Raw genomic sequence first — 21572 nt, 5'->3', positions numbered from 1 at the left:
CATTTTTGGCACCTCTTCGTCTTATTAGATTCAATTATCTGTTTGACACTAAGAGATGTCCACTTTTTATTCTAGCTGCATTTTGCTGTTAAGTTTTGCAGTTAGGTTTTGCTGTTAAGTTTTGCTGTTAAGTTTTGCTGTTAGGTTTTTAAGTTCTGTTGTTAAGTTCTGTTGTTAAGCTCTGCACTTAGTTCGCATTAATCTTCCGTGCCAGTTAGCTTAAGTAGTTAGCCTCCGCAGTTAATTCCTGCTGTTAACTTCTGCAGTTAGCTTCCGCAGTCAGGTTGTGCCGTTGTGTTCAGCCGTTATGTTTCAAGCACTCACTGCGTCAGATGCCCCCCGCCAATTCCCCCGGTTTTTCCGGCTTAGAACGGCAGTACCGACTGCTTCTTCTGTCCCTTGCCCCGGTTCAGCATAAATTGAGCCAGGAATATCAAAGTGACGGTCACCAAAATCAAAATCGTACACAGCGCGTTAATTTCCGGGGAAATACCCCGTTTGACCTGACCGTAAATATAAATAGGCAAGGTGGTTGAGTCCGGTCCGCTTACAAAGAAACTAACCATAAAGTCGTCGAGCGACAGCGTAAAAGCAATAATCGCCCCGGACACGATCCCCGGCATGATTTGCGGCAGGGTAACATGACGGAACGTTTGCCATGCTCCCGCGCCCAGGTCCTGGGCCGCTTCCTCAAGCTGTTTGCCCATGCCCATGAGCCGGGTCGACACCACAACGTATACATAGGACAAACTAAAGGTAATGTGCGCGATAATGATCGTCATTTTGCCAAGCGGCATATGAAGCTGGGTAAACAGCACCAGCAGAGACAAACCCATAATGATATCCGGAATGATGATCGGCAAATACAAAAGCCCGCCCATCCCGGCCTTGGTCTTCCTGCCTGCCCGGCGCATCGACAGAGCCGCAAAGGTTCCCAGCACCGTCGACACGATCGTCGAAATGATCGCTACCGTCAAGCTGTTGCTGAGCGCCTCCATCACATGCCGGTTGTCGAATAACGAAACGTACCAGTCGAACGTAAAACCGGTCCAATTGGCGGCAAGCCGGGAGCTGTTAAAAGAATAGGCTACGATAAACGCGATAGGCACATAGATGAAAATAAACATAATCAAAGAGTGTACGCCCAGCAGCGGATGATTTTTCGTCTTCATGAGCGCACCTCCCGTGTCTTCTGATACTTGGAGGTCATCGCCTTATTAAACATACCGATCAGGATCAGCGACGTAATGACGAAAATCACCGACAACGCCGAACCGAACGGCCAGTTTCTGGCCCCCAGGAATTGGCTCTGAATAATATTGCTGATCATCGCGGATTTGGCGCCGCCAAGAATATCCGTCACGACGAACATCCCGGTTGTCGAAACGTAGACCAGGACACACCCCGTCATGATCCCGGATTTGGTCTGCGGCAGTGTGATATGCCAAAAAGCTCGCCAAGCGGACGCGCCAAGATCGCTGGCCGCTTCCAGCAGCTTTTTGTCCATTTGCTCCAAAGCGACGTAAATCGGCAGCACCATAAACGGAATAAAGGTGTATACCATACCCAGCAGTACGGCTCCTTTGGTATATAACATCTGCAGCGGTTCATGAATGAATCCGATGTCGACCAGCAGATTGTTGACGATGCCCTGCGTACGCAGCAAAAGAACCCAAGCATAGGTACGGATCAGGAAATTGATCCAAAATGGGATGGTAACGAGCACAAGCCCCCATGTTTGCCTTTTGGGTCCGGCATTCGCAATATAATAAGCCAGCGGATAGCTGAGCAGCAGGCAGATCGCGGTCGTCGACACGGACAGCACAATCGTATCCCAATAAATGCCCAGATACAGCGGGTCAAAAAACAACTTATATCCCTCAAGACTAAAATGAAATACCACATTCCCCAGATCGTCGCGGCTCATGAACGAAATGCCGACCACGATCAGCATCGGAACGACCAGAAACAAGCTAAGCCACAGCAAAACCGGAAGCATGCTCAGATTTGATCTTTTCATGATCCGATTACCACCTCGTCGCCCAGCTTCCAATTCACCCCGACTCGGTCTCCGATTGTCCACGCATGGTCGTCCGAAGAATCCAAAATGATCGAAACGGTCATCGGCTCGTTATCGAGCTGAACGATCAGCTTATGAATGCCTCCCAAATAGAGCACGTCCAGCACTTCACCGGTTTGCTGCGCTTCTGCCGTTTCCGGCGAAGCCGCAAGCTTCTCGGGGCGAACGGCGAACAGACGGCCGTCCCGGGAAAAAATATTGTTCTCCCCGACAAACGTGGCCGCAAACAAAGTGGACGGCGAGGCGTAAATCTCGCGAGGCGTGCCAATTTGCTCGACTTGTCCGTTGTTCATGATCACGATCCGGTCGGATAACATCATCGCTTCCTCTTGATCGTGGGTCACATAAACGAACGTAATGCCCAGGCTGCGCTGCAGCTGCTTCAGCTCGGATTGCAGACTCTTTCTGAGCTGCAAATCGAGAGCGCCAAGCGGTTCGTCAAGCAGCAGCACCTTCGGTTTATTGGCAATGGCGCGGGCAATCGCCACCCGCTGCTGCTGCCCGCCGGATAGCTGATGCGGATAACGCTTAATCAGCGGAGTAAGCTGCGTCATCTCTACCGCTTCTTGAATGCGTTCGCGCTGCTCTTTGACCGCCATTTTTTTCATTTTCAATCCAAAGGCAATGTTCTCTTCCACGGTCATATGCGGAAACAAAGCGTAATGCTGAAAAACAAGGTTCAAATCCCTGCGGTTTGGCGGAAGACTGGTGAGATCGGCGCCGTCCAGCAAAATCTTTCCTGCCGTCGGCTGTTCGAACCCCGCAATCATCCGCAAAATCGTCGTTTTGCCGCAGCCGCTTGGGCCCAGCAAAGTAAGGAATTCCCCTTCCTTGATGTTGAGCGAAAGCGGATGCACAACGACTTGTCCCCCAAAGTGTTTCTCCACTCCGGCCAGTTCAATCATTCATGCATCAACTCCTTCTATAGTAATAAAGCCATTCATTCATTAAAAAAAGCCATATCCATTGGTACGGCCCAATCAAATTCACAGATTCAATTTTGCATATTCACTATACCTTGTTTTGGCGCGGGTTACAACACTTTTCTGGGTCCTTCGACATGAGGGGATTCAGGCCGGAAAGGGTACATAAAAAACGCCCCGTTCCATAAGGAATTGGGGCGTTTAAGCTGAAACGGAACGCATCGAAAGGAGAGATTTGTTATTTCAATTCATACATCACGCTAAGCGATGTTTGCACGTCGATTTCTCCCGGCTCTACGGCAGTGCTGGCGGCGGCATCGGCGGCGCCAAGGCTGAGCGCTTTGTTTTGGATGAAAATCGGCGTCGAAGCTTCGGATTGGCTGATGCTCAGTACGATTCCGAGTTGACGGCCGGCGGCCTTGGCGATCGAAGCGGCTTTGCGGTTGGCATCGGCCATTGCCTTTTGGATGACTTGATCCTGGAATTGATCCGGGTCTTCTACGCCAAAACGCACGTTGTCGATTCGATTGGCTCCGGCTGCCGAAGCGGCGTCAAGCAATTGTCCGATTTTGGACAAATCCCGGTAAGTTACGTCCAGCGTATGCTGCGCGGAGTATCCTTTAATTTGCTGGCCGTCCTTGTCGCTGTAAGTGTAGTTAGGCTGAACATAGAACTGCCCCGTTTGGATATCTTTGTCGCTGATGCCCCAAGTTTCTTTGAGCAGTTTGGTGATTTTGCCGACCTGCGTCGCATTGGTGCTTTGCGCTTCCTTAGCGGTATTCGCATTGGTTACGACGCCAATCGAAACATACGCTACATCCGGCTTCACGGAAATTTCGCCGCTGCCTACTACGCTAAGCACATTTTTCTGCATGTCCCCATCGGCGTAAGCCGGGGCTACCGGGCTGTACGCTCCGGAAAGAAAGGTTCCCCCCACGATCAGCGCTCCGGCAATCATAACGGATCCTACAGGCTTAATCCACTTTTTCATTTTTCATGACCTCCATGGAATGGATGATTTTAACTTCTATACGAGAGGTTATGGACAAATGTTGCAGCATGCCCGAAAAAATGAATAAAAAAAGGATGAATTCGCTTTACGCCGCGAAAACATCCCCTTTGTTTATGGAAAACTCGAACTATTATTGGTTCTCCAATTCTTCCTTGCTGACCAAATTGATTAAAGCGTTTGCAGCCTGCTCCGCATCCGCGCCCTCAGCGCTTATGTAAATCTCGGTTCCGGTGCTGATTGCAAGGCTCATGATTCCCATGATGCTCTTTGCGTTGACTTTTTTATCGTCCTTTTCAACGAAGATTTCCGATGAATATTTATTCGCTTCCTGAACGAAAAGCGCAGCCGGTCTAGCATGCAGCCCCGTTTTCAATCGAACGGTTACCGGATTTTTAACCATCAAACTTTACCCCCTATTACGAATTCAGTCGTCATTCCTCATATTCGTAGACATTATAATTTATATCATTATAGCATATCCACCATGCAACACACTAGCCAAACAATTTCAGCCCCCGCGAATTTTTTCCGCCAGTTCGTCAATTTTGCGCAGCCGGTGGTTGACGCCCGATTTGCTAACTGTTCCCTTCAGCATCTCGCCCACTTCCTTCAAATTCATGTCGGGATGGGCCAAACGAACCTCGGCGACCTCCCGAAGCTTATCCGGCAAGTTTTCAAGGCCCATTTCCTTCTGCAGCAGCTTGATATTATCGATTTGGCGGACGGCCGCTCCGATCGTTTTGTTCAAATTGGCCGTTTCGCAGTTCACGATGCGATTGACGGAATTGCGCATATCGCGCATGATCCGCACATCCTCGAATTTGAACAGCGCTTGATGCGCCCCGATAATGCTCAGCAGCTCGATGATCTTCTCGCCTTCTTTGATGTAGAAGATGAAGCCTTTTTTCCGCTCGATGCAGCGGGCGTTAAGGTGAAATTCATTCGCCAGATCGACCAGCGCCTGGCAGTGTTCTTCGTACATGGAGGCAATCTCCAGATGATACGAAGAGCCTTCCGGATTGTTCACCGAACCGCCGGCCATAAAGGCTCCGCGCAGGTAAGCCCGCTTACAACAGTTTTTCCGGGTAAGCTCCGGATTAATCCCCTGGGTAAAAATAAAACCTTCCGAAACAATTTTCAGTTCCTTCAGTATTTCCTGCACCCGGGCCGGAATTCGCACGATATAAACGTTGTTTTTCTTAAGGCGCATCTTTTTGCGGACAAGCAATTCGGTGTGCACCTGAAAATGCTTTTTCAGCAAAGAGTAAATCCGCCTTGCGATCGCGGCGTTTTCCGTGGAGATATCCAAAACGACTTTTTTGTTCGAAACCTGAACCGAACCGTTCATCCGGATCAGCGCAGATAATTCGGCCTGCTCGCAGCAATCGGAAGCTTCGACCAAGGTCAGCTCTTTTTTGGTTTGCGCCGCAAATGACAAGGGACTCACCTCTTTCTAATAATCCAGTCTTGAACCAGCTGATAAATATGATGACTCAGTTTGTCCGCATCATGACGCAAATAACGGCGGAACATCACCAGCGTATCGGCGATGACTTTATAGCCTTGGCCGGTGACGTTGTCCCAATCGACCTGCACCGGCTTGGCGCCTTTTTCGGCGTAAAAATCCTGAACCTGCGTAGGAATTTCGCCGTCGTTCACGATCACATAATCGAATAAATGATGGCCGACATGGTTGTAAACCGCCTGCAAGTGATCGCTTACCGTATAATTATCGGTTTCCCCGGGCTGCGTCATCACGTTGCAGATGAAAATTTTGATCGCTTCCGTATTTTCCAGAACCGCTTCCGCCAGTTTCGGGACCAACAGATTCGGAATGATGCTCGTATATAAGCTGCCCGGCCCGATCAAGATCGCGTCGGCATCCCGAATCGCCTCAACCGCCTCAGGCAAAGGTTCGACTTCTTCCGGCTCCAGGAAAATCCGCTTGATCTTGCCCCGAACTTCCGGAATTTTCGATTCCCCGGTCACGATGCTGCCATCTTCCATTTCCGCATGCAGCACCACCGCCTGGCCCGCCGCCGGCAAAACGCGCCCGCGAACGGCAAAAACACGGCTTAGTTCCCGGACTGCCGTCACGAAATCGCCGGAGATGTCCGTGATCGCCGCTAAGATTAAGTTGCCCAAACTGTGGCCCGCTAGTCCGGACCCGGATGCAAAGCGATAGCTGAGCATATCCGATAACAAAGGCTCGACGTCGGCCAGCGCAGTCAATACGTTGCGAATATCGCCGGGTGGCGGCATTTGCAGTTCGCTGCGGAGGATTCCCGAGCTGCCCCCATCGTCGGCTACCGTCACAATAGCCGTGATATCGAGCGGTTTCTCCTTCAACCCGCGAAGCATGACGGACAACCCTGTTCCCCCGCCCATTACGACGATTCGCGGAACTCTTCCTTCCTTGGCCCGATGTATCACTTTATGGTTCACCTCTTAAAATCGAGTTACTGCCGGTCCCGCCCCTCATCCCGATGGCTGACCCGGACCGTTTCCGTTTCGCTGGTTCCCAGCATCCTGCCCAGATATTCGGCAATCGCCACCGAGCGGTGTTTGCCGCCGGTACAGCCGATTGCGATGATTACCTGGCTTTTGCCCTCTTTATGATACTGAGGGAGCAGGAAATGCAGCATATCTAACAGCTTGGTTAAGAAAACCTGCGTCTCCGGCCACTTCATAACATATTCATATACATCGGCATCTTGTCCGGTGTGTGGACGAAGCTGTTCAATATAATGAGGATTCGGCAGGAAACGTACGTCGAACACCAGATCGGCGTCGATCGGAATTCCGTATTTAAATCCAAAGGAGGTTATATTCACGGATAAGTTGTTGCTCTCCAAATGAGAAAACCGGGAAATGATCTTCTCTTTCAGTTGGGCAGGCTTCATAATGCTCGTATCGATGACCTGAGTAGCCGACATCCGAAGTTCGTCGAGCATTTTGCGCTCCAACTGGATGCCTTCGAGCGGCATGCCTTCCGGCGCAAGCGGATGCCGTCGCCGGCTCTCCTTGTATCTTTGCACGAGAATAGCGTCGGTCGCATCTAGGAACAAAATTTCACAGTTAATGGTAAAATGATCTTTGATATATCCGAGCGATTCGGCCAGCGCGGTAAAAAACTCCCGGCCCCGCAAGTCGATGACAAGCGCAACCTTGGCGATTTTCCCCTTGGACTGCTCGATCAACTCGGCAAATTTAGGAATCAGCACCGGAGGTAAATTGTCCACGCAGAAAAAACCGAGATCCTCCAAGCTTCGAACGGCAAGCGATTTCCCCGCACCCGACATCCCTGTAATAATAATAAGATTGGCTACTGAGCTGGTTTCTTTATCCGGCATTTCTTTTCCCTCCTCGCGGAACTCCTGTTCTCTATCTATTATAAATGAAGAACACCTTTATTAAAGCAGAATGCCTTCGTTACAGAAAAAAGGCAGCCGTGTGAAATACTCTTCCGATCGCTGTTGTTCGCTGATTTCTTTGAATGGATAAATTCAGAGGAGGCTGAAATCCGCTCACAAAGGCGACCACTAGCGTTTCTTCCAGAGCATTTCACACTCTTGCCTAATTCTTTAACGATAACAATAAAACTCAACTAACCATAACGGGACAAAGTTCCGTTCTTAAGAACGCAAGAACAATCCGGCTGCGCCTACCATGCCGGCGTCGTTGCCAAGTGTAGCCGGCACGATTCTCATGCCTCTTTGTGCCGGTTCCGGTGTCAGCTTCGCAAATACGCTGCTGACTTCGTTAAACAAGATGTCTCCGGCTTTGGATACGCCTCCGCCAACGATGAACAACTCCGGATTCAATACGACGGCAACGGCGGCCATCGATTTGCCGAGGTAATAAGCGGCGCGGTTGACGATCCGAATGGCGGCTTCGTCGCCGGCTTTGGCGGCGTCAAAGACGTCCTTCGCCATAATGTTCTCCACGAGCGACAGGGAGGTCCGGTCGCCGCGCGCTACGGCGTCCTTAGCCATGCGGATAATCCCGGTTGCCGAAGACACGGTTTCCAGGCAACCCATTTGGCCGCAGCCGCAACCGATCGCTTCAAGATCGGGCACAACGGACATATGTCCCAGCTCACCGGCCATGCCGGAGAAGCCCTGATAAATTTTGCCGTTAATAATGATGCCCCCGCCAACGCCGGTTCCGAGCGTATAGCACACGCAATTTTCAACGCCTTTGCCGGCGCCGCCCCAAGCTTCCCCGAGGGCAGCCACATTGGCGTCGTTATCTATTTTGATCGGCTTGCCTAAGCGCTTCTCCAGAATTTCACGAATTGGAAAATCCTTTAAACCTACATTCGGGGCCAGAATAATGATGCCCTCGCGGACATTCGTAAAGCCTGCAACCCCTGCGCCGACACCGGCAACCTGATCCCACTCGAAAGGAGATTGCTCGACAACCAGACGTACGTACCGTTCAATGTTACCGACGATCGTGTCCGCTCCTTTATCGACTTCCGTGGGCCCTTCATAAGTATGAAGAAGCTGACCCTCTTCATTACAAATGCCGACTTTGACCGCCGTACCGCCCAGGTCTACACCAATGTAGATTTTTTCAGACATTTTACAAGCCACCTTTTTTCAAATAATATTCTGCAACTGAAATGCGTCTCTTATCGATGGGAATGCGCGTTCTTAGATGTATTTTGAGCCTACGTACCAACTATAAGCGAACCCTTACGTTCGGTCAAGAGACGGAGTTTTGGGGAAATCCCAATAAAAACAAGGGTTTTCGGGATATGAAGAAGATCACAGCGGAGGGGAATTGGATGAAGCTTACAGCGGCCCCGGCGTAAAAACGCCCCGACTCTCGCAGGTAGCGGGAATCGGGGCGGACGATTAAGACATAATGCGTTTTTGTCCTTCCAGAGCGCGGATCGGAGCAATGTTTTGCGTAAATTCCAAGGTGCCGAGATATCGTCCGTCTTCGCTGCGCACCGCAAAATACCGGATGTAGACGAATTTATCTTTGATTTGAATCCAGAAATCCTCCGCATCCTTTTTCCCTGCCTTGAAATCATCCAACAGGGCATTGACGATGTGCACGCTTTGCGGCGGATGGCAGTTCTGGACGGTGCGGCCGATGACGGCTTTGGTGCGGGCGAAAATCCGTTCCTTGCCATGGGAGAAATAACGGACGACGTCGTTCTCGTCAATAAACGTCAGATCCACAGGCAGATGGTTCATCACCGATTCCAACTGCTCCATGGACAAAATCCCGGTCTCGAACTTGACGTAGCCCTGCGGCGTTTCACCCCGGTTTTCCGCGGATTCGCCGCTGCCTTCCCCCTCTTGCCCATGGTCCGGCAGCGGAACGCGGTCAGGGATCCATTCCTGATCCGGCGCAGTCAGACAGAAGCCGATTTCGTCGCTTTCACGCGCGATCTTCACCCATTCGTCCTCCGTCAGCTTCTCGAGCGCCATCGGCAGCAAGATGTTTTCTTCCTTAAAGATCATTTCGTTCACTTCGCTGATGATCCGCTCCAGGTCAACGACCAGGGTTTCCTTGTCTCCGGTGTAATTTACCAGCTTCCCCTTGACTTCCTTGATCATCGCGCGAATGCCGTCGTCCACGCCCCACATGACTTTCGTCGGCCCGTAGATGCCGTACTTCTCCAGGTAAGGGAACAACAGATTTTCTTTCCGGCTATAGTGCTTATCGAGATCCAGCAACAGGTTCAGGTCTTCGATCAGCTTATAGATCGTCTCTGACGCGTCTTCTTTCGCGAATTTATCCTTGTGCAGTTCGATTTTGAAATTGACGAGCTTTTCAATTTCCCGGTTCTCCAGCTTGAAGGTGTGAACCGGATGCCCTGGCTGATCCTTAGGCTTCGACGAGCGGTGGATTTCTTCAATCGATCCTTTGAAAATCGCCGTATGCACCGAGCATAGCCGCTGCACTTCCGCCACCGGGATGCCTTCCTCTTCCATCAGCGCATGCTCCAAAGCCGAGATTTCCGTGACCGTTACGTCACCTACCGCTTCTTCGAATTGCGCTTTGACTTCCTCCACGCTTTTGCCCTGGTGAAGCTGCTTGATGATCTCTTTCAGCATCTCCTGCCGGTGCGACTGCTCCGGTGCGCCATGTTCACGATTATTGATCAATTCGCTCATAATGGTTCCTCCTTAAAAAGTTGAAATGTTGCGTGCCTTTCTTCCTCTATTCCACGATTTCGTAACCTCTGTTGCGAAACGCCGTTTTTATCGCGTCTATATCCAGCTTCTTCATCTTGGCTCCCTTGGGGATGGTCATAAAACGTCCGGCCGTCTGCAGCATGCCCGGTTTGGCGATTTGCTCGAAGCCCAGTTCCTCCATGATGATCAGGATTTCGGGATCGGCCGAACACAGCTCAAATACGGTTTTGCGCAAATCGATAAACTTGCTCATCCGCACCGCCGCCTTAATTCATAAAATTTGAATGATAATTGTTCTCGCATCAAAGTTAACATAGGAGAATTCACAGGCTCGTGATTTCAATCACAAATAAATCGTCCCCATGGTGAACAAATAAAAAATGCGAAGAAGGTTTCTTCGCATTTGAGAGGTCGTCCTGTCTATTCATAAGTATGCTCCGCAAAGCAGGCAATCTCCGCAAAGCCGTTCCTTTCATATAACCGCTTGGCGCCAACATTCGATTTTGCAACGCGCAGCCTGATATTTTTAGCGGCACGGTTTACAGCTGCCTCTCCAACGCAGCAGGCTAATATATATCCGCCAAATCCTTTATTCTGATATTTCGGCTTTACAACGAGGTCCGTAATATAATGATCCTGAATAATGTAAGCCCCGATCAATTCTTGATTGAGCCAAAACGAACGGACTTGACGGGATTGACTCAAAGTAAGGAGTTCTTTGCGGAAGTTCTCCCGATTTACGGCATGACCATTCGTGGGCCAACCGTTGTCCACATTTAATTGATAATAAGCGCTATCGAATAGATCAATAAAGCCCTCCAGCATTTGGCTCTCAAAGCCTTGCTCCGTCAAATCAAAATTCGTCACTGGGGGAATTATTTGTTTCCCGGTATATTCAAGGTGCCAACCCTCCATATCCGGCTTAAAACCTAATCGCCTTACGAGATTAATGATTGTCGGATTACCTCCGAACACGTTAAAACATATTTCCTTGTCTTTGGTTTTGGATACAAATTCGCCGGTCTTGTTATGTATTTCGTTCAAAATCTCTTCTATACCCTCTTCGTGAACAAACGACGCGTAGAAAATACAGCTGTCTTCCGCATCGACCATCAAAAATACGCCTTGGTTGTGCACGGTACATATCGAATCGATGATTTCAACCTGATGATTTTCAAAGGCCCGATTGACATAATCCTTTGCTTGAGGCGAAATGCTTGCGATCAACTTTAGTACTTCTTCTTGAGACACGGAATTCCATCCTCCCACCTTCAAATCATGGATTGGCATACAACATCGCCCTAATCAATAAGTCGATATCGCCATTATATCCCGGAGACGGTTTAACGTCCCGTTTCTTTTTTGCCCGTAATTTGCCAAAATAGGGGTAGGAGGAAATGAACCATGACAAACATTCATTTGCTATATATTGAAGACGACCCGGAAATCGGCGAATGGGTCAATCGAATATTAAAAGAACGCGGCTACGGCGTCACCTGGCTGACCAGCGGCGAGCACGCCGTGGAGGAAGCGGCGGCCTGCCGTCTGGCCATTCTTGACGTGATGCTGCCGGGACTCGACGGCTTCACCGTCGGCCAGCGGCTTAAAAAGCAGTACCCCGCCCTGCCGGTGCTGATGCTGACGGCCCGCTCCTCAATCGACGACAAGCTCCACGGACTGGAGTTCGCCGACGATTATTTGACCAAGCCGTTCCATCCGGACGAGTTGGCGGCCCGGATCGAGGTGCTGCTTCGCCGAAGCGGCAATCCCGCTTCGGCGGAACCGCTGAAGCTGAAGCATCTGCTGGTCTACGAGGCGGAAAACCGCATCGTAAATCATGAAACCGGCGAAGAAATCGTGCTGACGGGGAAGCAGTTCCACATATTTGTCTATTTGCTGCGCCATTTAGGCCAGATTTTAACCAAAGAGCAAATTTACGAGGCCGTCTGGAACGAGGCTTATCTCGACGGGGATAAAACCTTGATGGTACATATCCGTCACCTGCGGGAGAAGCTTGAGCGGGATCCCGCCAACCCCGAGGTCATCGAAACGATCCGCGGGATCGGGTACCGGGTGAGAGCATGAGGCTGCAGAATACGCAAAAGTTCCGCCAATCGCTAATGACGAGATATGTTCTGATTATTTTTACGGCGCTGGTCTTCATCCCCATCTTGATCCCGATCAGTTTCTTCGCTTCCTGGGGAGTCAACACACTGATATACCCCCATCATCCCGGCGGCAAACTGCTTTACGGCAGCGGGCTTGACCTTGAAAACACCTGGCATAAGGAGGCGCTGGGCCTGGACTCGGCAACCCCTGCGGTCATCGATGCCCGGTTCCGCAAATTGAAGGGAAAGTATCCCGACGCCTCTTTATTTTGGGTCGATTCCGGGGGAAAAACCGGGCTGGAGCTTCCGGAGCAAACGACGGTGCCCGCAATATGGTCTGTGGAAGATACGATCGCGTTTATGAAACAAAGAGTCGACGCCGATCCTTTTACGATCGTTGCTTTTATCGGCGGAGACGCGCAAAAACGGCAGGGTTTCATGGTGTTTGAGCTCCCTCGTCGTTTCCTGCGGCCGGATGATTCGGACCGTCCGCGCGACGACCGATTTTACGGATTTTTCCTCGCCATTATGCTTGGCTCTTTTGTACTGATCTCCTTGTTGTTCTTCCGGGATATTCGCAAAAGGCTGCTGCGGCTGGAATCGGGTATGACCCGAACCGGGGAGAACGGAATTCCCGCCCCTATCGCGGAAGGGCGTCCCGATGAAATCGGCAGACTCGAGCTGGCCTTTAACCATATGGTAGCCGAACTCGAGTACAGCCGGATGCGGGAGCGCGGAGAAGAGGATTTGCGCAAAAGCCTGATCAGCCATCTTTCGCATGATCTGCGAACGCCGCTCACCGTCATGGCCAGTCATCTTTATTCGCTTCAGGAGGAGCCTTTGTCCGAGCAAGGGCAGCGATCGCTCTCGCTGATGGAGACAAAGATTAAGGACCTTTCCGGACTGATGGACCATTTGCTGTCGTACAACCTGCTCTCCAGCGGCAGATACGTACTAAACCTGGAGAAACGCGACGTGCTGCGGATCGTCCGGGAAAGCGCGGCCGCTTGGTATCCGGTATGGGAAAAAGCCGGGATCGAAGCCGACATCGATCTGCCTGAGGAACCGCTGTACTGGCGGATTGACGAGCAGGGCTTCCGCCGGGTGTTGGATAACCTGTTCCAGAACCTGGTGCGCCACGCCGGCTCAGGCAAGTATGTTGGCATCCGCGTGGTTTCGCGGAGAAACGGAGCAACCCTCGCCATCAGCGACCGCGGTCCGGGCATGAACGCCGGCTCTGCCTCCGGCGGCGCCGGACTTGGCCTGCAAATCGTCGATTTGCTGCTGCGGGAGATGGGCCTTGCGAGGGAGACGGAGTCGTCGGGCGCGGGCACGGGTTTTTATATCTATCCGATAATGAAAGGATAAAGTGAGGAGATCAGCCGCGACAAACTGTAGATATACAGGAATTTGCACACAAAGGGCCGTTTGAGAGATTTTTAAACAAAACTTAAACTAGCGCCTTCTCCGCCTTTAACCTTCGGGCGATATGATGGTTCCCGAGGTGATGAATCGTGAGTGAATGGATTATTCAAACGCAAGGACTTACGAAAAAATATAAGGGACGTCCCGCCGTGGACGATTTGAACCTGGAGATTGCCAAAGGCGATATCTATGGCTTTCTTGGTCCGAACGGAGCCGGAAAAACGACGACAATCCGGATGCTGCTGGGCCTGATCCAGCCGACGGCCGGATCGATCCGTGTCTTCGGCAATGATCTGCGCAAGGATAAATTGGAGATTCTGCGACGGATCGGTTCGCTGGTGGAGTATCCGTCGTATTACGGCCACCTGAGCGCCGTCGACAATCTTGAAGCGATCCGGCGAATTTTGGACGTGCCCAAGTCCCGAATCGATGAAGTGCTCGAGATCGTTTCTTTAAGCGGCGAGGCCCGCAGACCCGTCAAGGGCTTCTCGCTTGGCATGAAACAGCGGCTTGGCATCGCGGCCGCCCTGCTCGGGAACCCCGAACTGCTCATTTTGGATGAACCGACGAACGGGCTTGACCCGTCCGGGATTCATGAAATCCGCGAGCTGATCAAAAGCATGCCGAAGCAATTCGGCATTACCGTTCTGGTGTCCAGCCACCTCCTTGGAGAAGTGGAACTCATGGCCAATACCGTCGGGATTATCCGCGAAGGCCGGATGGTATTCCAGAATACGATTGAAAATCTGCGGCTGCAGTCGGCGCACAATATGGAGTTGATGGTATCCGAACCGGATGCCGCGCTGTGGATCGCCCGCGATCACGGAGCTATCGGAACGCTTCAGCAAGGAAAGCTGATTTTTCCCGGCATGAAAGACCCTCAGGTGGCGGCCATCGTCAAAAGCCTGGTGGAAAACGGGCATTCCATCTACCGGGTCGAGCAGAACAAGAAGTCCTTGGAGGACATCTTTATGCAGGTCATCGGGGAGGGAAGCGCGTCATGATGATTCGTTCGCTGGCCGCGGACTTTCTGAAAATCCGCCGCAAGGGAATCTGGTTCCTGATCTTTCTCGCGCCGGTCGGGCTTGTCGTCATGCAGGCGCTGAATTACGGCTTTCGCTTCGACTATATGATGAAATTGCATAAGGCTGATCCCTGGGGCGGGTTGATCGACGATATTTCCCTCTTTGTGCCCATCTCGCTCTATCTCGGATGTACGCTGGTCAGCTCGCTTGTAGCCAATGTGGAGCACCAGATGAGCTCCTGGAAGCAGCTGCTTGCCCTGCCGATCTCGCGTACGGCCGTTTTCGGCGCCAAATTTCTGCTGTGTTTCATCCTGCTGGTAGTTTCCTGCTTTCTGCTGCCGCTGGGGACCGTTATACTGGGGCTGATTTTCGGCTTCAACACGGATATGCCGTACAGCGATCTTCTTACCTTGGGTTTCTTCCCGTTTCTGGCGGCTTTGCCGCTGCTCGCGCTTCAGCTTTGGTTGTCTCTGACCTTCCGCAATCAGGCTCTGCCGGTATCCCTGGGCGTAACTGCAGCTATCGTATCTCCGTTTACTCTGAATCTATCGAAGTGGTTCCCGCTCAACTGGCCGACCTTCGGATACGTAAGTCCGCACCGGGAGTGGTTCATTGCCGCCGGTATCGCGGCTGGCGCAGTCATTTGGCTCGTCGGACTGATCCATTTCAACCGAAAGGATGTCGATTAACATGAGAACCTTCCTCAAGGTGCTTGCGGCGGAACGGTTAAAAATGTCCAAATCCCGCCTGTGGCTTGTTTTGCTCGCCAGTCCGGTTCTTTCCTCGCTGATCGGCGTCCTCGTCGACATTCGATTCGGAGAGAATCCGTGGCCATTGATCATCGCAGGCATGTCGATGCTGCACGCCCTTTTGTTCCTGCCGATTATGTCCGGCTTGTTTCCGGCGTTTATTTGCCGCTATGAACATACCGGCGGCGGCTGGAAGCAGCTGCTTGTGCTGCCGGTATCCCGAACGGCCGTATATCTGGCTAAATTTACGGTCGTAGCCGTGCTGCTGCTGATCTCCCAGCTGCTCTTTCTCTCGGCTCTCCTGGTGGTCGCCCTGGTGCAGAACGTCAGCACGCCAATCCCTTGGCACATGATTGCCGTCAGCCTGGCCGGCGGCTTTATCGCCTGCCTGCCGCTGGTGGCGCTGCAGCTCGGAATCTCGCTGTTTTGGTCCAGCTTCGCCGCGCCGCTCGCCGTCAACGTGTCGCTGACCATACCGAATATCCTGATCGTCAATTCGGCCAAAATCGGCCCTTTTTATCCGTGGGCACAGCCGATTCTGGCAATGATGCCGAGAGGGCAGGATGACTATGGCGCGCTAAATCTTCCGTACGAAAGTCTGATCATTACCATCCTCGGCAGCTTTCTGCTCTTCCTGGCGGCCGGTCTCCTTTATTTCCGCCGGAAGGAAATCTAGTGAAATGCAAAAGCCTCCGGGAGAACTCATTTCTCCCGGAGGCTTTTTGACGTTTCTTCTATTTCACTCGTTCAATCGATAAGCTGAGTTTGTAATTGCCGAACTCAAGCAGGCTATCCAGCAGCCCGTTCAGGCTGTCGGCCGTGTCCACCCGCACCCTTAACCAATAGCAGCCTTCTCCGCTAACCCGATGCGCTTCCACCACGCTTTCGTTCGCTGCGGCAAAATCCCGAAACTTCTGATGAGATTTCCCCAATGCCATAAACACCGTCACAAAAGCATGCACCGATAAGCCGACGCGCTCGGGGTTCCAGCGCAGGGTGTACCCTTCAATAACGCCGAGATCCTGTAGCCGCCGAACCCGTGCGCCAACCGCCTGACCGGTCAAATGCACCGTTTGCCCGATTTCTTTGAAGGAAAGGCTGGCATCCTCCAGCATCATCCGCAATATCCGCAGATCCGTATCGTCGAGTTCAGGGAGTTGTATCGTCAATTGGCGGTCCATCCTTTCATCGCGCAAGTATTCCGCGAGGTTTCTTTTCACCGGAGTATTCATGCGTATAATACAGCTCCGTTACAATAAAAATTGTAACAAATAACATTGGCAAACATAAGGGGTGTATTTATCGATGAAAATGCAATTGATTCGCAATGCCACGCTGTGGCTCGAATACGGTAACGTGAAGTTTCTGATCGACCCGATGTTCTCGGAAGCCGGGGAGAACCCGCCGATTATCAATTCGGCCAATGACCGGCGAAATCCGCTTGTTCCTTTGCCGCTGCCGGTTGAAACGTGGCTGGAGCCGGATGCGGTTGTCGTAACCCATTTGCATCTTGACCACTGGGACCCGGCCTCAGCCAATCGGCTGTCCAAAACCGTGCCGCTGTTGTGCCAGCCGGGGAACGAGGAAAATCTCGGCGCCGCGGGCTTCACGAACGCAACTGCTATCCAGGAGTCTTATGAGTTCCGAGGCGTCTCTCTGACCCGCACCGGCGGCCATCATGGTACCGGCGAAATCGGCCAGTGGATGGGGCAAGTCTCAGGGTTCGTGTTCCGGGCCGAAAACGAACCAACCTTATATCTCGCCGGAGACACCATTTGGTGCGACGAGGTGCGGCTGACCCTTGACCAATATCGGCCGGACATCATCGTGGTTAACGCCGGCGGTGCGCGTTTCGTTACGGGCGACCCGATTATCATGGACGACGATCAAGTCGTACAGCTGTGCCGTTATGAGCCGGATACGCAGGTCATTGCCGTGCATATGGAAGCCATCAACCACTGCCTGGTCACGCGCAGTGATTTACGCACCCGCCTTGCCGCCGAGGGCTTGAAGAATCGGGTGACGATCCCGGAAGACGGCGAGTGGGCCATGCGGGACAAGTTAAATATGTAATACAGGAGCCTCCGCTTCTTATGACAGTTGTCATCCGAAAGTCATGACAGTCCTTACTAATGCCGCCTCCCGCCATCTTGTATTCTAAAGAAGAAGAACCGAATACGATTTGCGGAGGCGAAGGCTCCATGGAAGCGATCATCGAAATGAATCAGGTCAGCAAAACCTTCAAGGACAAAAAAGCGGTGGACAATATTTCATTCACGATAGAAAAAGGTTCGATTACGGCAATTCTGGGCCCGAATGGCGCGGGGAAAACAACCGCCATTTCCATGCTGCTGGGGCTGCTTGAGCCTACGGGAGGAACCGTCAAGCTCTTCGGCAAGCATCCGAAGGATCAGGCGGTACGCGAAAAAACCGGAGCGATGCTGCAGGAAGTCAGCGTCATGGACCGGCTTAAGGTCAGGGAAATGCTGGAGCTCTTCCGGGGATACTACCCGAAGCCGATGGACATGGATTTTCTTGTACGATTAACCGGCCTGACCCCGGACGATCTGAACCGGTATGCGGAGAAGCTCTCCGGCGGACAAAAGCGAAGCCTGGGCTTTGCAATGGCGCTGGCCGGGAATCCCGAGCTGCTGTTCTTCGACGAACCGACCGTGGGGCTCGACATTCAGTCGCGCCGGCGGTTCTGGGACAGCGTAAGAGAATTGGCGGGGCAAGGCAAAACCATTATTTTCACCACGCATTATCTGCAGGAAGCGGACGATATCGCGAACCGAATCCTTCTCTTCAATCGGGGGGTACTGGCTGCGGACGGAACGCCGGACGAAATCAAGTCGCGCATCGTCAAGCGCTCGCTCTCCTTCCTATCCGACCAGGACGGTCCCGAGCTTCGCAAACGGCTGCAAGAGCTGCCCTCCATCGCGGAATGCTATGACAGGGACGGGCGGATCCACGTAACGACCGACAATACCGATGAGGCTCTTGCCGATATCTTCATAGGAAGGCTGCCCGTCAGGGACGTCCGAATCGATCAGGGACGGTTGGACGACGCTTTTGAACAGTTGACGATGAGCCAAGAGGAGGCGGTGTAGCATGCGTACACAAATGATTTTGAAACAATGCAAAGCCGAAATGCTGCGGATTCTGCGGAACCCTTATTATGTGTTCTGGTCCTTGCTCATGCCGATCATGTTCTATTTCATTTTTACCCGGCTGGTCAATACGGGCGGGGATGATCTCAAGCAGTGGCAAGCTAATTATTTGATGTCCATGACCACTTTCAGCGTGATGGGCTCGGCCATTATGACGCTGGGCATCCGTCTCGTACAGGAACGGACCCAGGGCTGGGCGACCTTCATGCGGATCACGCCGCTTCCCGGGTCAATCTACTTCCTCGGCAAAATGTTCGGGCAGACCGTTATGCATCTGTTCTCCATTGTGGTTATCTTTCTCGCCGGAATGCTCATCAACGGAATATCGCTGCCATTTTTAACCTGGATGAAGAGCGGACTCTGGATTCTGATCGCTTCGCTTCCGTTTCTCGCGATGGGTGCGACGGTCGGAACGATGAGGCGCGTTGACACGGCAAGCGGGATCAGCAACGTCCTATACATGCTGATGGCCGTGGTTGGCGGCATGTGGATGCCGATAGACAGCTTCCCTCGGATCATTCAGGAGATTGGTAAATGGCTGCCCTCCTATCATTTCAACAACGGCGCTTGGCGAATCGTTCACGGCCAGGCTCCCGGCTGGAACAGCGTATTCGTTTTACTAGGCTATCTGATCCTGTTTATGCTACTATCCTCGTATATTCGAAAAAAACAGGAAGTGGTGTACTAGAGTATGGCCTCCGAAAGATTTCAGTTTTTGCCTAAAAAATTCGGATTGTTCGCTTACATGTGGCTGATTTATATTGCTCTTCCGATAATTAACCTCCAGAACGAGAAAGGCATCAAGATGGTTCTCGGATATGCCCTTCTCGGTCTGTTTATCGTCACTTACAGGCAGCTGTACTTTACGAGCGGCAGGACGTTCTCCTTTTGGCTCGCTATGCAAATGCTGATCGTCCTGGCACTGAGTCTGGCGTTTGATCCTTACAACTTTTTTATGGGATTTTTCATCGCCAATTTTATCGGCTGGTATACCGATCATCGGAAATTCAACTTCGGCATGATCGCTTTTGCGGTGGTTGTGCTGCTGCCCATCATAGTACATTGGAACAGTTTTTCCAGCTCGGATTTGGTTTTCTTGATCCCTTTTCTGTTCATTATGATGCTCTCTCCTTTCGGCATACGTTCCATGACCCGCAGACAACGCCTGGAGCAGGAGCTCGACCGGGCCAATGAACAGATCAAAGACCTGGTCAAGCGGGATGAGCGGATGCGGATCGCCCGCGATTTGCATGATACGCTGGGACATACTTTATCCCTGATCACATTAAAAAGCCAGCTTGTCGAAAAGCTTGTGGTGAAGGACCCGGAGCGGGCACGGCTGGAGGCGCAAGAAATTCAGCGGACCTCGCGAGCCGCCCTCCGTCAGGTACGGGAGCTCGTATCGGACATGCGGGCCGTGACGGTGGCCGAGGAATTGGCCGAAGCTACGGATATGCTGCACACGGCGGATATCGCTCTTAGAGTGGACGGGGATCCCAAGCTAACCGGCGTTTCCGCGCTGACGCAAAATATTCTCAGCCTCTGCATCAAAGAAGCCGTCACCAATATCGTAAAGCATAGCGGAGCGCGGAAGTGCTCCATCCACATCGAGGCGGCTACCTCCGAAGTGACCCTCGAGATTGCCGATGACGGCATCGGACTGGAGTGCAGATCAGGAAGCGAAACGGAGAGGGCGATGGGGACTCCATCAACGGACCACGCAAGTCCAGGCAACGGATTAAAAGGGATGGCCGAACGCTTATCGCTGATTGAGGGTACGTTAACCTTAGCCTCCTGCGCGAATAAATCCGAGGGAACCCGGCTGATCATCAAGGTCCCGTTAATCGTCAAAGAACAACAAGAAGGTGATCCCGCATGATTCGCATTGTCATAGCCGAAGACCAGCGTTTGCTTCGGGGAGCCCTTGCTTCGCTGCTCGATCTGGAAGACGATATCGAAGTGGTTGGCGAAGCCGGAGACGGAGCCGACGCACTCTCCCAAATTCGAAGCCTGCAGCCGGATGTATGCCTGATGGACATCGAGATGCCGCGGATGACCGGACTGGACGTGGCGGAAGCCCTTAAAGAGCAAAATTCCTCTTGCCGGGTTATTATATTGACGACCTTCGCGCGTCCAGGCTATTTTGAACGCGCCGTGAAGGCGGGCGTGCAGGGTTATCTGCTTAAAGACGAGCCGAGCGATCGATTGGCGGAAGCGATCCGGCGCGTCGTCGCCGGCCACCGGGAAGTGTCGCCGGAGCTTGTTTTCGGCAGCATCCGCGAGGCGAACCCCCTCACCGAAAGGGAGCAAGAGATTCTCAGGCTCGCGGCCGAGGGCCGGACCGCCGGTGAAATCGCCGCCGTGCTGCATCTCTCTTACGGAACCGTCCGCAATTACATCTCGGAGATTTTGAACAAACTGGACGCAAAAAACCGAATCGAGGCCGTCAGGCTGGCGGAGGAGAAGGGCTGGATTTAAGAATAAAGTTTAAGACTGCACTCTGAAATTGAAACAACGATGCCCATCGACTAGTGGAAGGTTAATGAATTAACGTAAACATAACGGAACGGGGAGCCGAGCGCAGAAGAAGCTAAGATATAAGGGTATAAAGGGGCGCTATTGGAGCAATAGCCCCCGTTTGACATGAAATAGAGGCCATAAATGGCGCTATTCTCTCAAATCACCGGAAAATCGCCATTTTTTGCCCTGTTTGCTCCAAAATAAGGCCCAAAAGTTCCTCTATTGATGAAGAATCCGCGGAAATCCGAAAAACAAGACCATAACATGCCGCTACTTGTGGGTACTCTTAGTCATGGGATACCATTGACCATAAAAGCATCTCCGCAGATTAACCATGTTATTTCCGGTTCGATTTACTAGAAAATAAAGCCCTAGACTATCGCTGTTCCTTTGAACTAATCA

At 52.1% G+C, this 21572-nt stretch carries 23 protein-coding genes; 10 read left to right on the top strand and 13 right to left on the bottom strand.

Features of this window, described 5'->3' with window-relative positions; all coding sequences use genetic code 11:
* Positions 1 to 365: 365 nt before the first annotated feature.
* The 12 genes from ACI48K_RS24945 to ACI48K_RS24890 form a co-directional block, all read right to left on the bottom strand.
* Positions 366 to 1172 carry an ABC transporter permease gene (locus ACI48K_RS24945; protein ID WP_475030330.1) on the bottom strand — a complete coding sequence of 269 codons (807 nt, stop codon included), beginning with the start codon at positions 1170 to 1172 and terminating at the stop codon, positions 366 to 368.
* Positions 1169 to 2020: an ABC transporter permease gene (locus ACI48K_RS24940; protein WP_475030329.1), complete on the bottom strand. Its 852-nt coding sequence runs from the start codon at positions 2018 to 2020 to the stop codon at positions 1169 to 1171. Before ACI48K_RS24940 ends, ACI48K_RS24945 begins: the two co-directional genes overlap by 4 nt.
* Positions 2017 to 2985 (bottom strand): ABC transporter ATP-binding protein, encoded by a 969-nt coding sequence (locus tag ACI48K_RS24935; protein WP_475030328.1) that lies wholly within the window; start codon positions 2983 to 2985, stop codon positions 2017 to 2019. Before ACI48K_RS24935 ends, ACI48K_RS24940 begins: the two co-directional genes overlap by 4 nt.
* A gap of 256 nt (positions 2986 to 3241) precedes the next feature.
* Positions 3242 to 3994 (bottom strand): SIMPL domain-containing protein, encoded by a 753-nt coding sequence (locus ACI48K_RS24930; RefSeq protein ID WP_475030327.1) that lies wholly within the window; start codon positions 3992 to 3994, stop codon positions 3242 to 3244.
* 151 nt (positions 3995 to 4145) lie between these two features.
* Positions 4146 to 4415 (bottom strand): HPr family phosphocarrier protein, encoded by a 270-nt coding sequence (locus ACI48K_RS24925; protein ID WP_188541858.1) that lies wholly within the window; start codon positions 4413 to 4415, stop codon positions 4146 to 4148.
* A gap of 108 nt (positions 4416 to 4523) precedes the next feature.
* A complete protein-coding gene (gene whiA, locus ACI48K_RS24920) occupies positions 4524 to 5453 on the bottom strand; it encodes a DNA-binding protein WhiA (RefSeq protein ID WP_475030326.1) in 930 nt (309 codons plus the stop codon).
* A gap of 5 nt (positions 5454 to 5458) precedes the next feature.
* Positions 5459 to 6403 (bottom strand): gluconeogenesis factor YvcK family protein, encoded by a 945-nt coding sequence (locus tag ACI48K_RS24915; protein ID WP_475030334.1) that lies wholly within the window; start codon positions 6401 to 6403, stop codon positions 5459 to 5461.
* Positions 6404 to 6474: 71 nt separating this feature from the next.
* Positions 6475 to 7368, bottom strand: coding sequence for an RNase adapter RapZ (rapZ, locus tag ACI48K_RS24910; protein ID WP_475030325.1), 894 nt, complete (start codon positions 7366 to 7368; stop codon positions 6475 to 6477).
* Between the two features lie 282 nt (positions 7369 to 7650).
* Positions 7651 to 8601: an ROK family glucokinase gene (locus ACI48K_RS24905; RefSeq protein ID WP_475030324.1), complete on the bottom strand. Its 951-nt coding sequence runs from the start codon at positions 8599 to 8601 to the stop codon at positions 7651 to 7653.
* Between the two features lie 276 nt (positions 8602 to 8877).
* A complete protein-coding gene (locus tag ACI48K_RS24900) occupies positions 8878 to 10152 on the bottom strand; it encodes a DUF438 domain-containing protein (RefSeq protein ID WP_475030323.1) in 1275 nt (424 codons plus the stop codon).
* A 46-nt stretch (positions 10153 to 10198) separates the two neighbouring features.
* Positions 10199 to 10426 (bottom strand): DUF1858 domain-containing protein, encoded by a 228-nt coding sequence (locus ACI48K_RS24895; RefSeq protein WP_475030322.1) that lies wholly within the window; start codon positions 10424 to 10426, stop codon positions 10199 to 10201.
* 167 nt (positions 10427 to 10593) lie between these two features.
* Positions 10594 to 11424 carry a GNAT family N-acetyltransferase gene (locus tag ACI48K_RS24890; protein WP_475030321.1) on the bottom strand — a complete coding sequence of 277 codons (831 nt, stop codon included), beginning with the start codon at positions 11422 to 11424 and terminating at the stop codon, positions 10594 to 10596.
* Between the two features lie 153 nt (positions 11425 to 11577).
* Here ACI48K_RS24890 and ACI48K_RS24885 point away from each other — a divergent pair, with 153 nt between their 5' ends.
* The 5 genes from ACI48K_RS24885 to ACI48K_RS24865 all read left to right on the top strand — a co-directional run bounded on the left by ACI48K_RS24885 (position 11578) and on the right by ACI48K_RS24865 (position 16156).
* On the top strand, positions 11578 to 12258 hold the full coding sequence (locus ACI48K_RS24885; RefSeq protein WP_475030320.1) for a response regulator transcription factor: 681 nt from the start codon (positions 11578 to 11580) through the stop codon (positions 12256 to 12258).
* Positions 12255 to 13649 (top strand): sensor histidine kinase, encoded by a 1395-nt coding sequence (locus tag ACI48K_RS24880; RefSeq protein ID WP_475030319.1) that lies wholly within the window; start codon positions 12255 to 12257, stop codon positions 13647 to 13649. The genes ACI48K_RS24885 and ACI48K_RS24880 overlap by 4 nt, the downstream gene beginning before the upstream one ends.
* 146 nt (positions 13650 to 13795) lie before the next feature.
* On the top strand, positions 13796 to 14710 hold the full coding sequence (locus ACI48K_RS24875; protein WP_475030318.1) for an ABC transporter ATP-binding protein: 915 nt from the start codon (positions 13796 to 13798) through the stop codon (positions 14708 to 14710).
* Entirely contained in the window at positions 14707 to 15420 is a 714-nt protein-coding gene (locus ACI48K_RS24870) for an ABC transporter permease (RefSeq protein ID WP_475030317.1), read from the top strand. Before ACI48K_RS24875 ends, ACI48K_RS24870 begins: the two co-directional genes overlap by 4 nt.
* A 1-nt stretch (position 15421) precedes the next feature.
* Positions 15422 to 16156 (top strand): ABC transporter permease, encoded by a 735-nt coding sequence (locus ACI48K_RS24865; protein WP_475030316.1) that lies wholly within the window; start codon positions 15422 to 15424, stop codon positions 16154 to 16156.
* A gap of 58 nt (positions 16157 to 16214) precedes the next feature.
* Here ACI48K_RS24865 and ACI48K_RS24860 read toward each other — a convergent pair whose 3' ends face one another.
* Positions 16215 to 16643 (bottom strand): Lrp/AsnC family transcriptional regulator, encoded by a 429-nt coding sequence (locus tag ACI48K_RS24860; RefSeq protein WP_475030333.1) that lies wholly within the window; start codon positions 16641 to 16643, stop codon positions 16215 to 16217.
* A 142-nt stretch (positions 16644 to 16785) separates the two neighbouring features.
* On the opposite strand from ACI48K_RS24860, the gene ACI48K_RS24855 reads away from it, so the two are divergent.
* The 5 genes from ACI48K_RS24855 to ACI48K_RS24835 all read left to right on the top strand — a co-directional run bounded on the left by ACI48K_RS24855 (position 16786) and on the right by ACI48K_RS24835 (position 21128).
* On the top strand, positions 16786 to 17553 hold the full coding sequence (locus ACI48K_RS24855) for an MBL fold metallo-hydrolase (protein WP_475030315.1): 768 nt from the start codon (positions 16786 to 16788) through the stop codon (positions 17551 to 17553).
* A gap of 128 nt (positions 17554 to 17681) precedes the next feature.
* Entirely contained in the window at positions 17682 to 18590 is a 909-nt protein-coding gene (locus ACI48K_RS24850) for an ABC transporter ATP-binding protein (RefSeq protein ID WP_475030314.1), read from the top strand.
* A gap of 1 nt (position 18591) precedes the next feature.
* Complete coding sequence (locus ACI48K_RS24845) at positions 18592 to 19338, top strand: ABC transporter permease (RefSeq protein ID WP_475030313.1); 747 nt, start codon at positions 18592 to 18594, stop codon at positions 19336 to 19338.
* Between the two features lie 3 nt (positions 19339 to 19341).
* On the top strand, positions 19342 to 20529 hold the full coding sequence (locus ACI48K_RS24840; protein ID WP_475030312.1) for a sensor histidine kinase: 1188 nt from the start codon (positions 19342 to 19344) through the stop codon (positions 20527 to 20529).
* Entirely contained in the window at positions 20526 to 21128 is a 603-nt protein-coding gene (locus ACI48K_RS24835) for a response regulator transcription factor (protein ID WP_475030311.1), read from the top strand. Before ACI48K_RS24840 ends, ACI48K_RS24835 begins: the two co-directional genes overlap by 4 nt.
* The last annotated feature ends 444 nt before the right edge of the window (positions 21129 to 21572 follow it).

The organism is Paenibacillus terrisolis, assembly GCF_056171975.1.
Note: the sequence above shows the minus strand (reverse complement) of the source record. Positions and strands in the feature narration are given on the sequence as shown.

Coding starts and splice junctions, on each gene's coding strand:
- ACI48K_RS24945 (WP_475030330.1), bottom strand. CDS start 1,172: ATGAAGACGAAAAATCATCCGCTGCTGGGCGTACACTCTTTGATTATG.
- ACI48K_RS24940 (WP_475030329.1), bottom strand. CDS start 2,020: ATGAAAAGATCAAATCTGAGCATGCTTCCGGTTTTGCTGTGGCTTAGC.
- ACI48K_RS24935 (WP_475030328.1), bottom strand. CDS start 2,985: ATGATTGAACTGGCCGGAGTGGAGAAACACTTTGGGGGACAAGTCGTT.
- ACI48K_RS24930 (WP_475030327.1), bottom strand. CDS start 3,994: ATGAAAAAGTGGATTAAGCCTGTAGGATCCGTTATGATTGCCGGAGCG.
- ACI48K_RS24925 (WP_188541858.1), bottom strand. CDS start 4,415: ATGGTTAAAAATCCGGTAACCGTTCGATTGAAAACGGGGCTGCATGCT.
- ACI48K_RS24915 (WP_475030334.1), bottom strand. CDS start 6,403: ATGGGCGGGGGAACAGGGTTGTCCGTCATGCTTCGCGGGTTGAAGGAG.
- rapZ (WP_475030325.1), bottom strand. CDS start 7,368: ATGCCGGATAAAGAAACCAGCTCAGTAGCCAATCTTATTATTATTACA.
- ACI48K_RS24905 (WP_475030324.1), bottom strand. CDS start 8,601: ATGTCTGAAAAAATCTACATTGGTGTAGACCTGGGCGGTACGGCGGTC.
- ACI48K_RS24900 (WP_475030323.1), bottom strand. CDS start 10,152: ATGAGCGAATTGATCAATAATCGTGAACATGGCGCACCGGAGCAGTCG.
- ACI48K_RS24895 (WP_475030322.1), bottom strand. CDS start 10,426: ATGAGCAAGTTTATCGATTTGCGCAAAACCGTATTTGAGCTGTGTTCG.
- ACI48K_RS24885 (WP_475030320.1), top strand. CDS start 11,578: ATGACAAACATTCATTTGCTATATATTGAAGACGACCCGGAAATCGGC.
- ACI48K_RS24880 (WP_475030319.1), top strand. CDS start 12,255: ATGAGGCTGCAGAATACGCAAAAGTTCCGCCAATCGCTAATGACGAGA.
- ACI48K_RS24870 (WP_475030317.1), top strand. CDS start 14,707: ATGATGATTCGTTCGCTGGCCGCGGACTTTCTGAAAATCCGCCGCAAG.
- ACI48K_RS24865 (WP_475030316.1), top strand. CDS start 15,422: ATGAGAACCTTCCTCAAGGTGCTTGCGGCGGAACGGTTAAAAATGTCC.
- ACI48K_RS24855 (WP_475030315.1), top strand. CDS start 16,786: ATGAAAATGCAATTGATTCGCAATGCCACGCTGTGGCTCGAATACGGT.
- ACI48K_RS24850 (WP_475030314.1), top strand. CDS start 17,682: ATGGAAGCGATCATCGAAATGAATCAGGTCAGCAAAACCTTCAAGGAC.
- ACI48K_RS24845 (WP_475030313.1), top strand. CDS start 18,592: ATGCGTACACAAATGATTTTGAAACAATGCAAAGCCGAAATGCTGCGG.
- ACI48K_RS24840 (WP_475030312.1), top strand. CDS start 19,342: ATGGCCTCCGAAAGATTTCAGTTTTTGCCTAAAAAATTCGGATTGTTC.
- ACI48K_RS24835 (WP_475030311.1), top strand. CDS start 20,526: ATGATTCGCATTGTCATAGCCGAAGACCAGCGTTTGCTTCGGGGAGCC.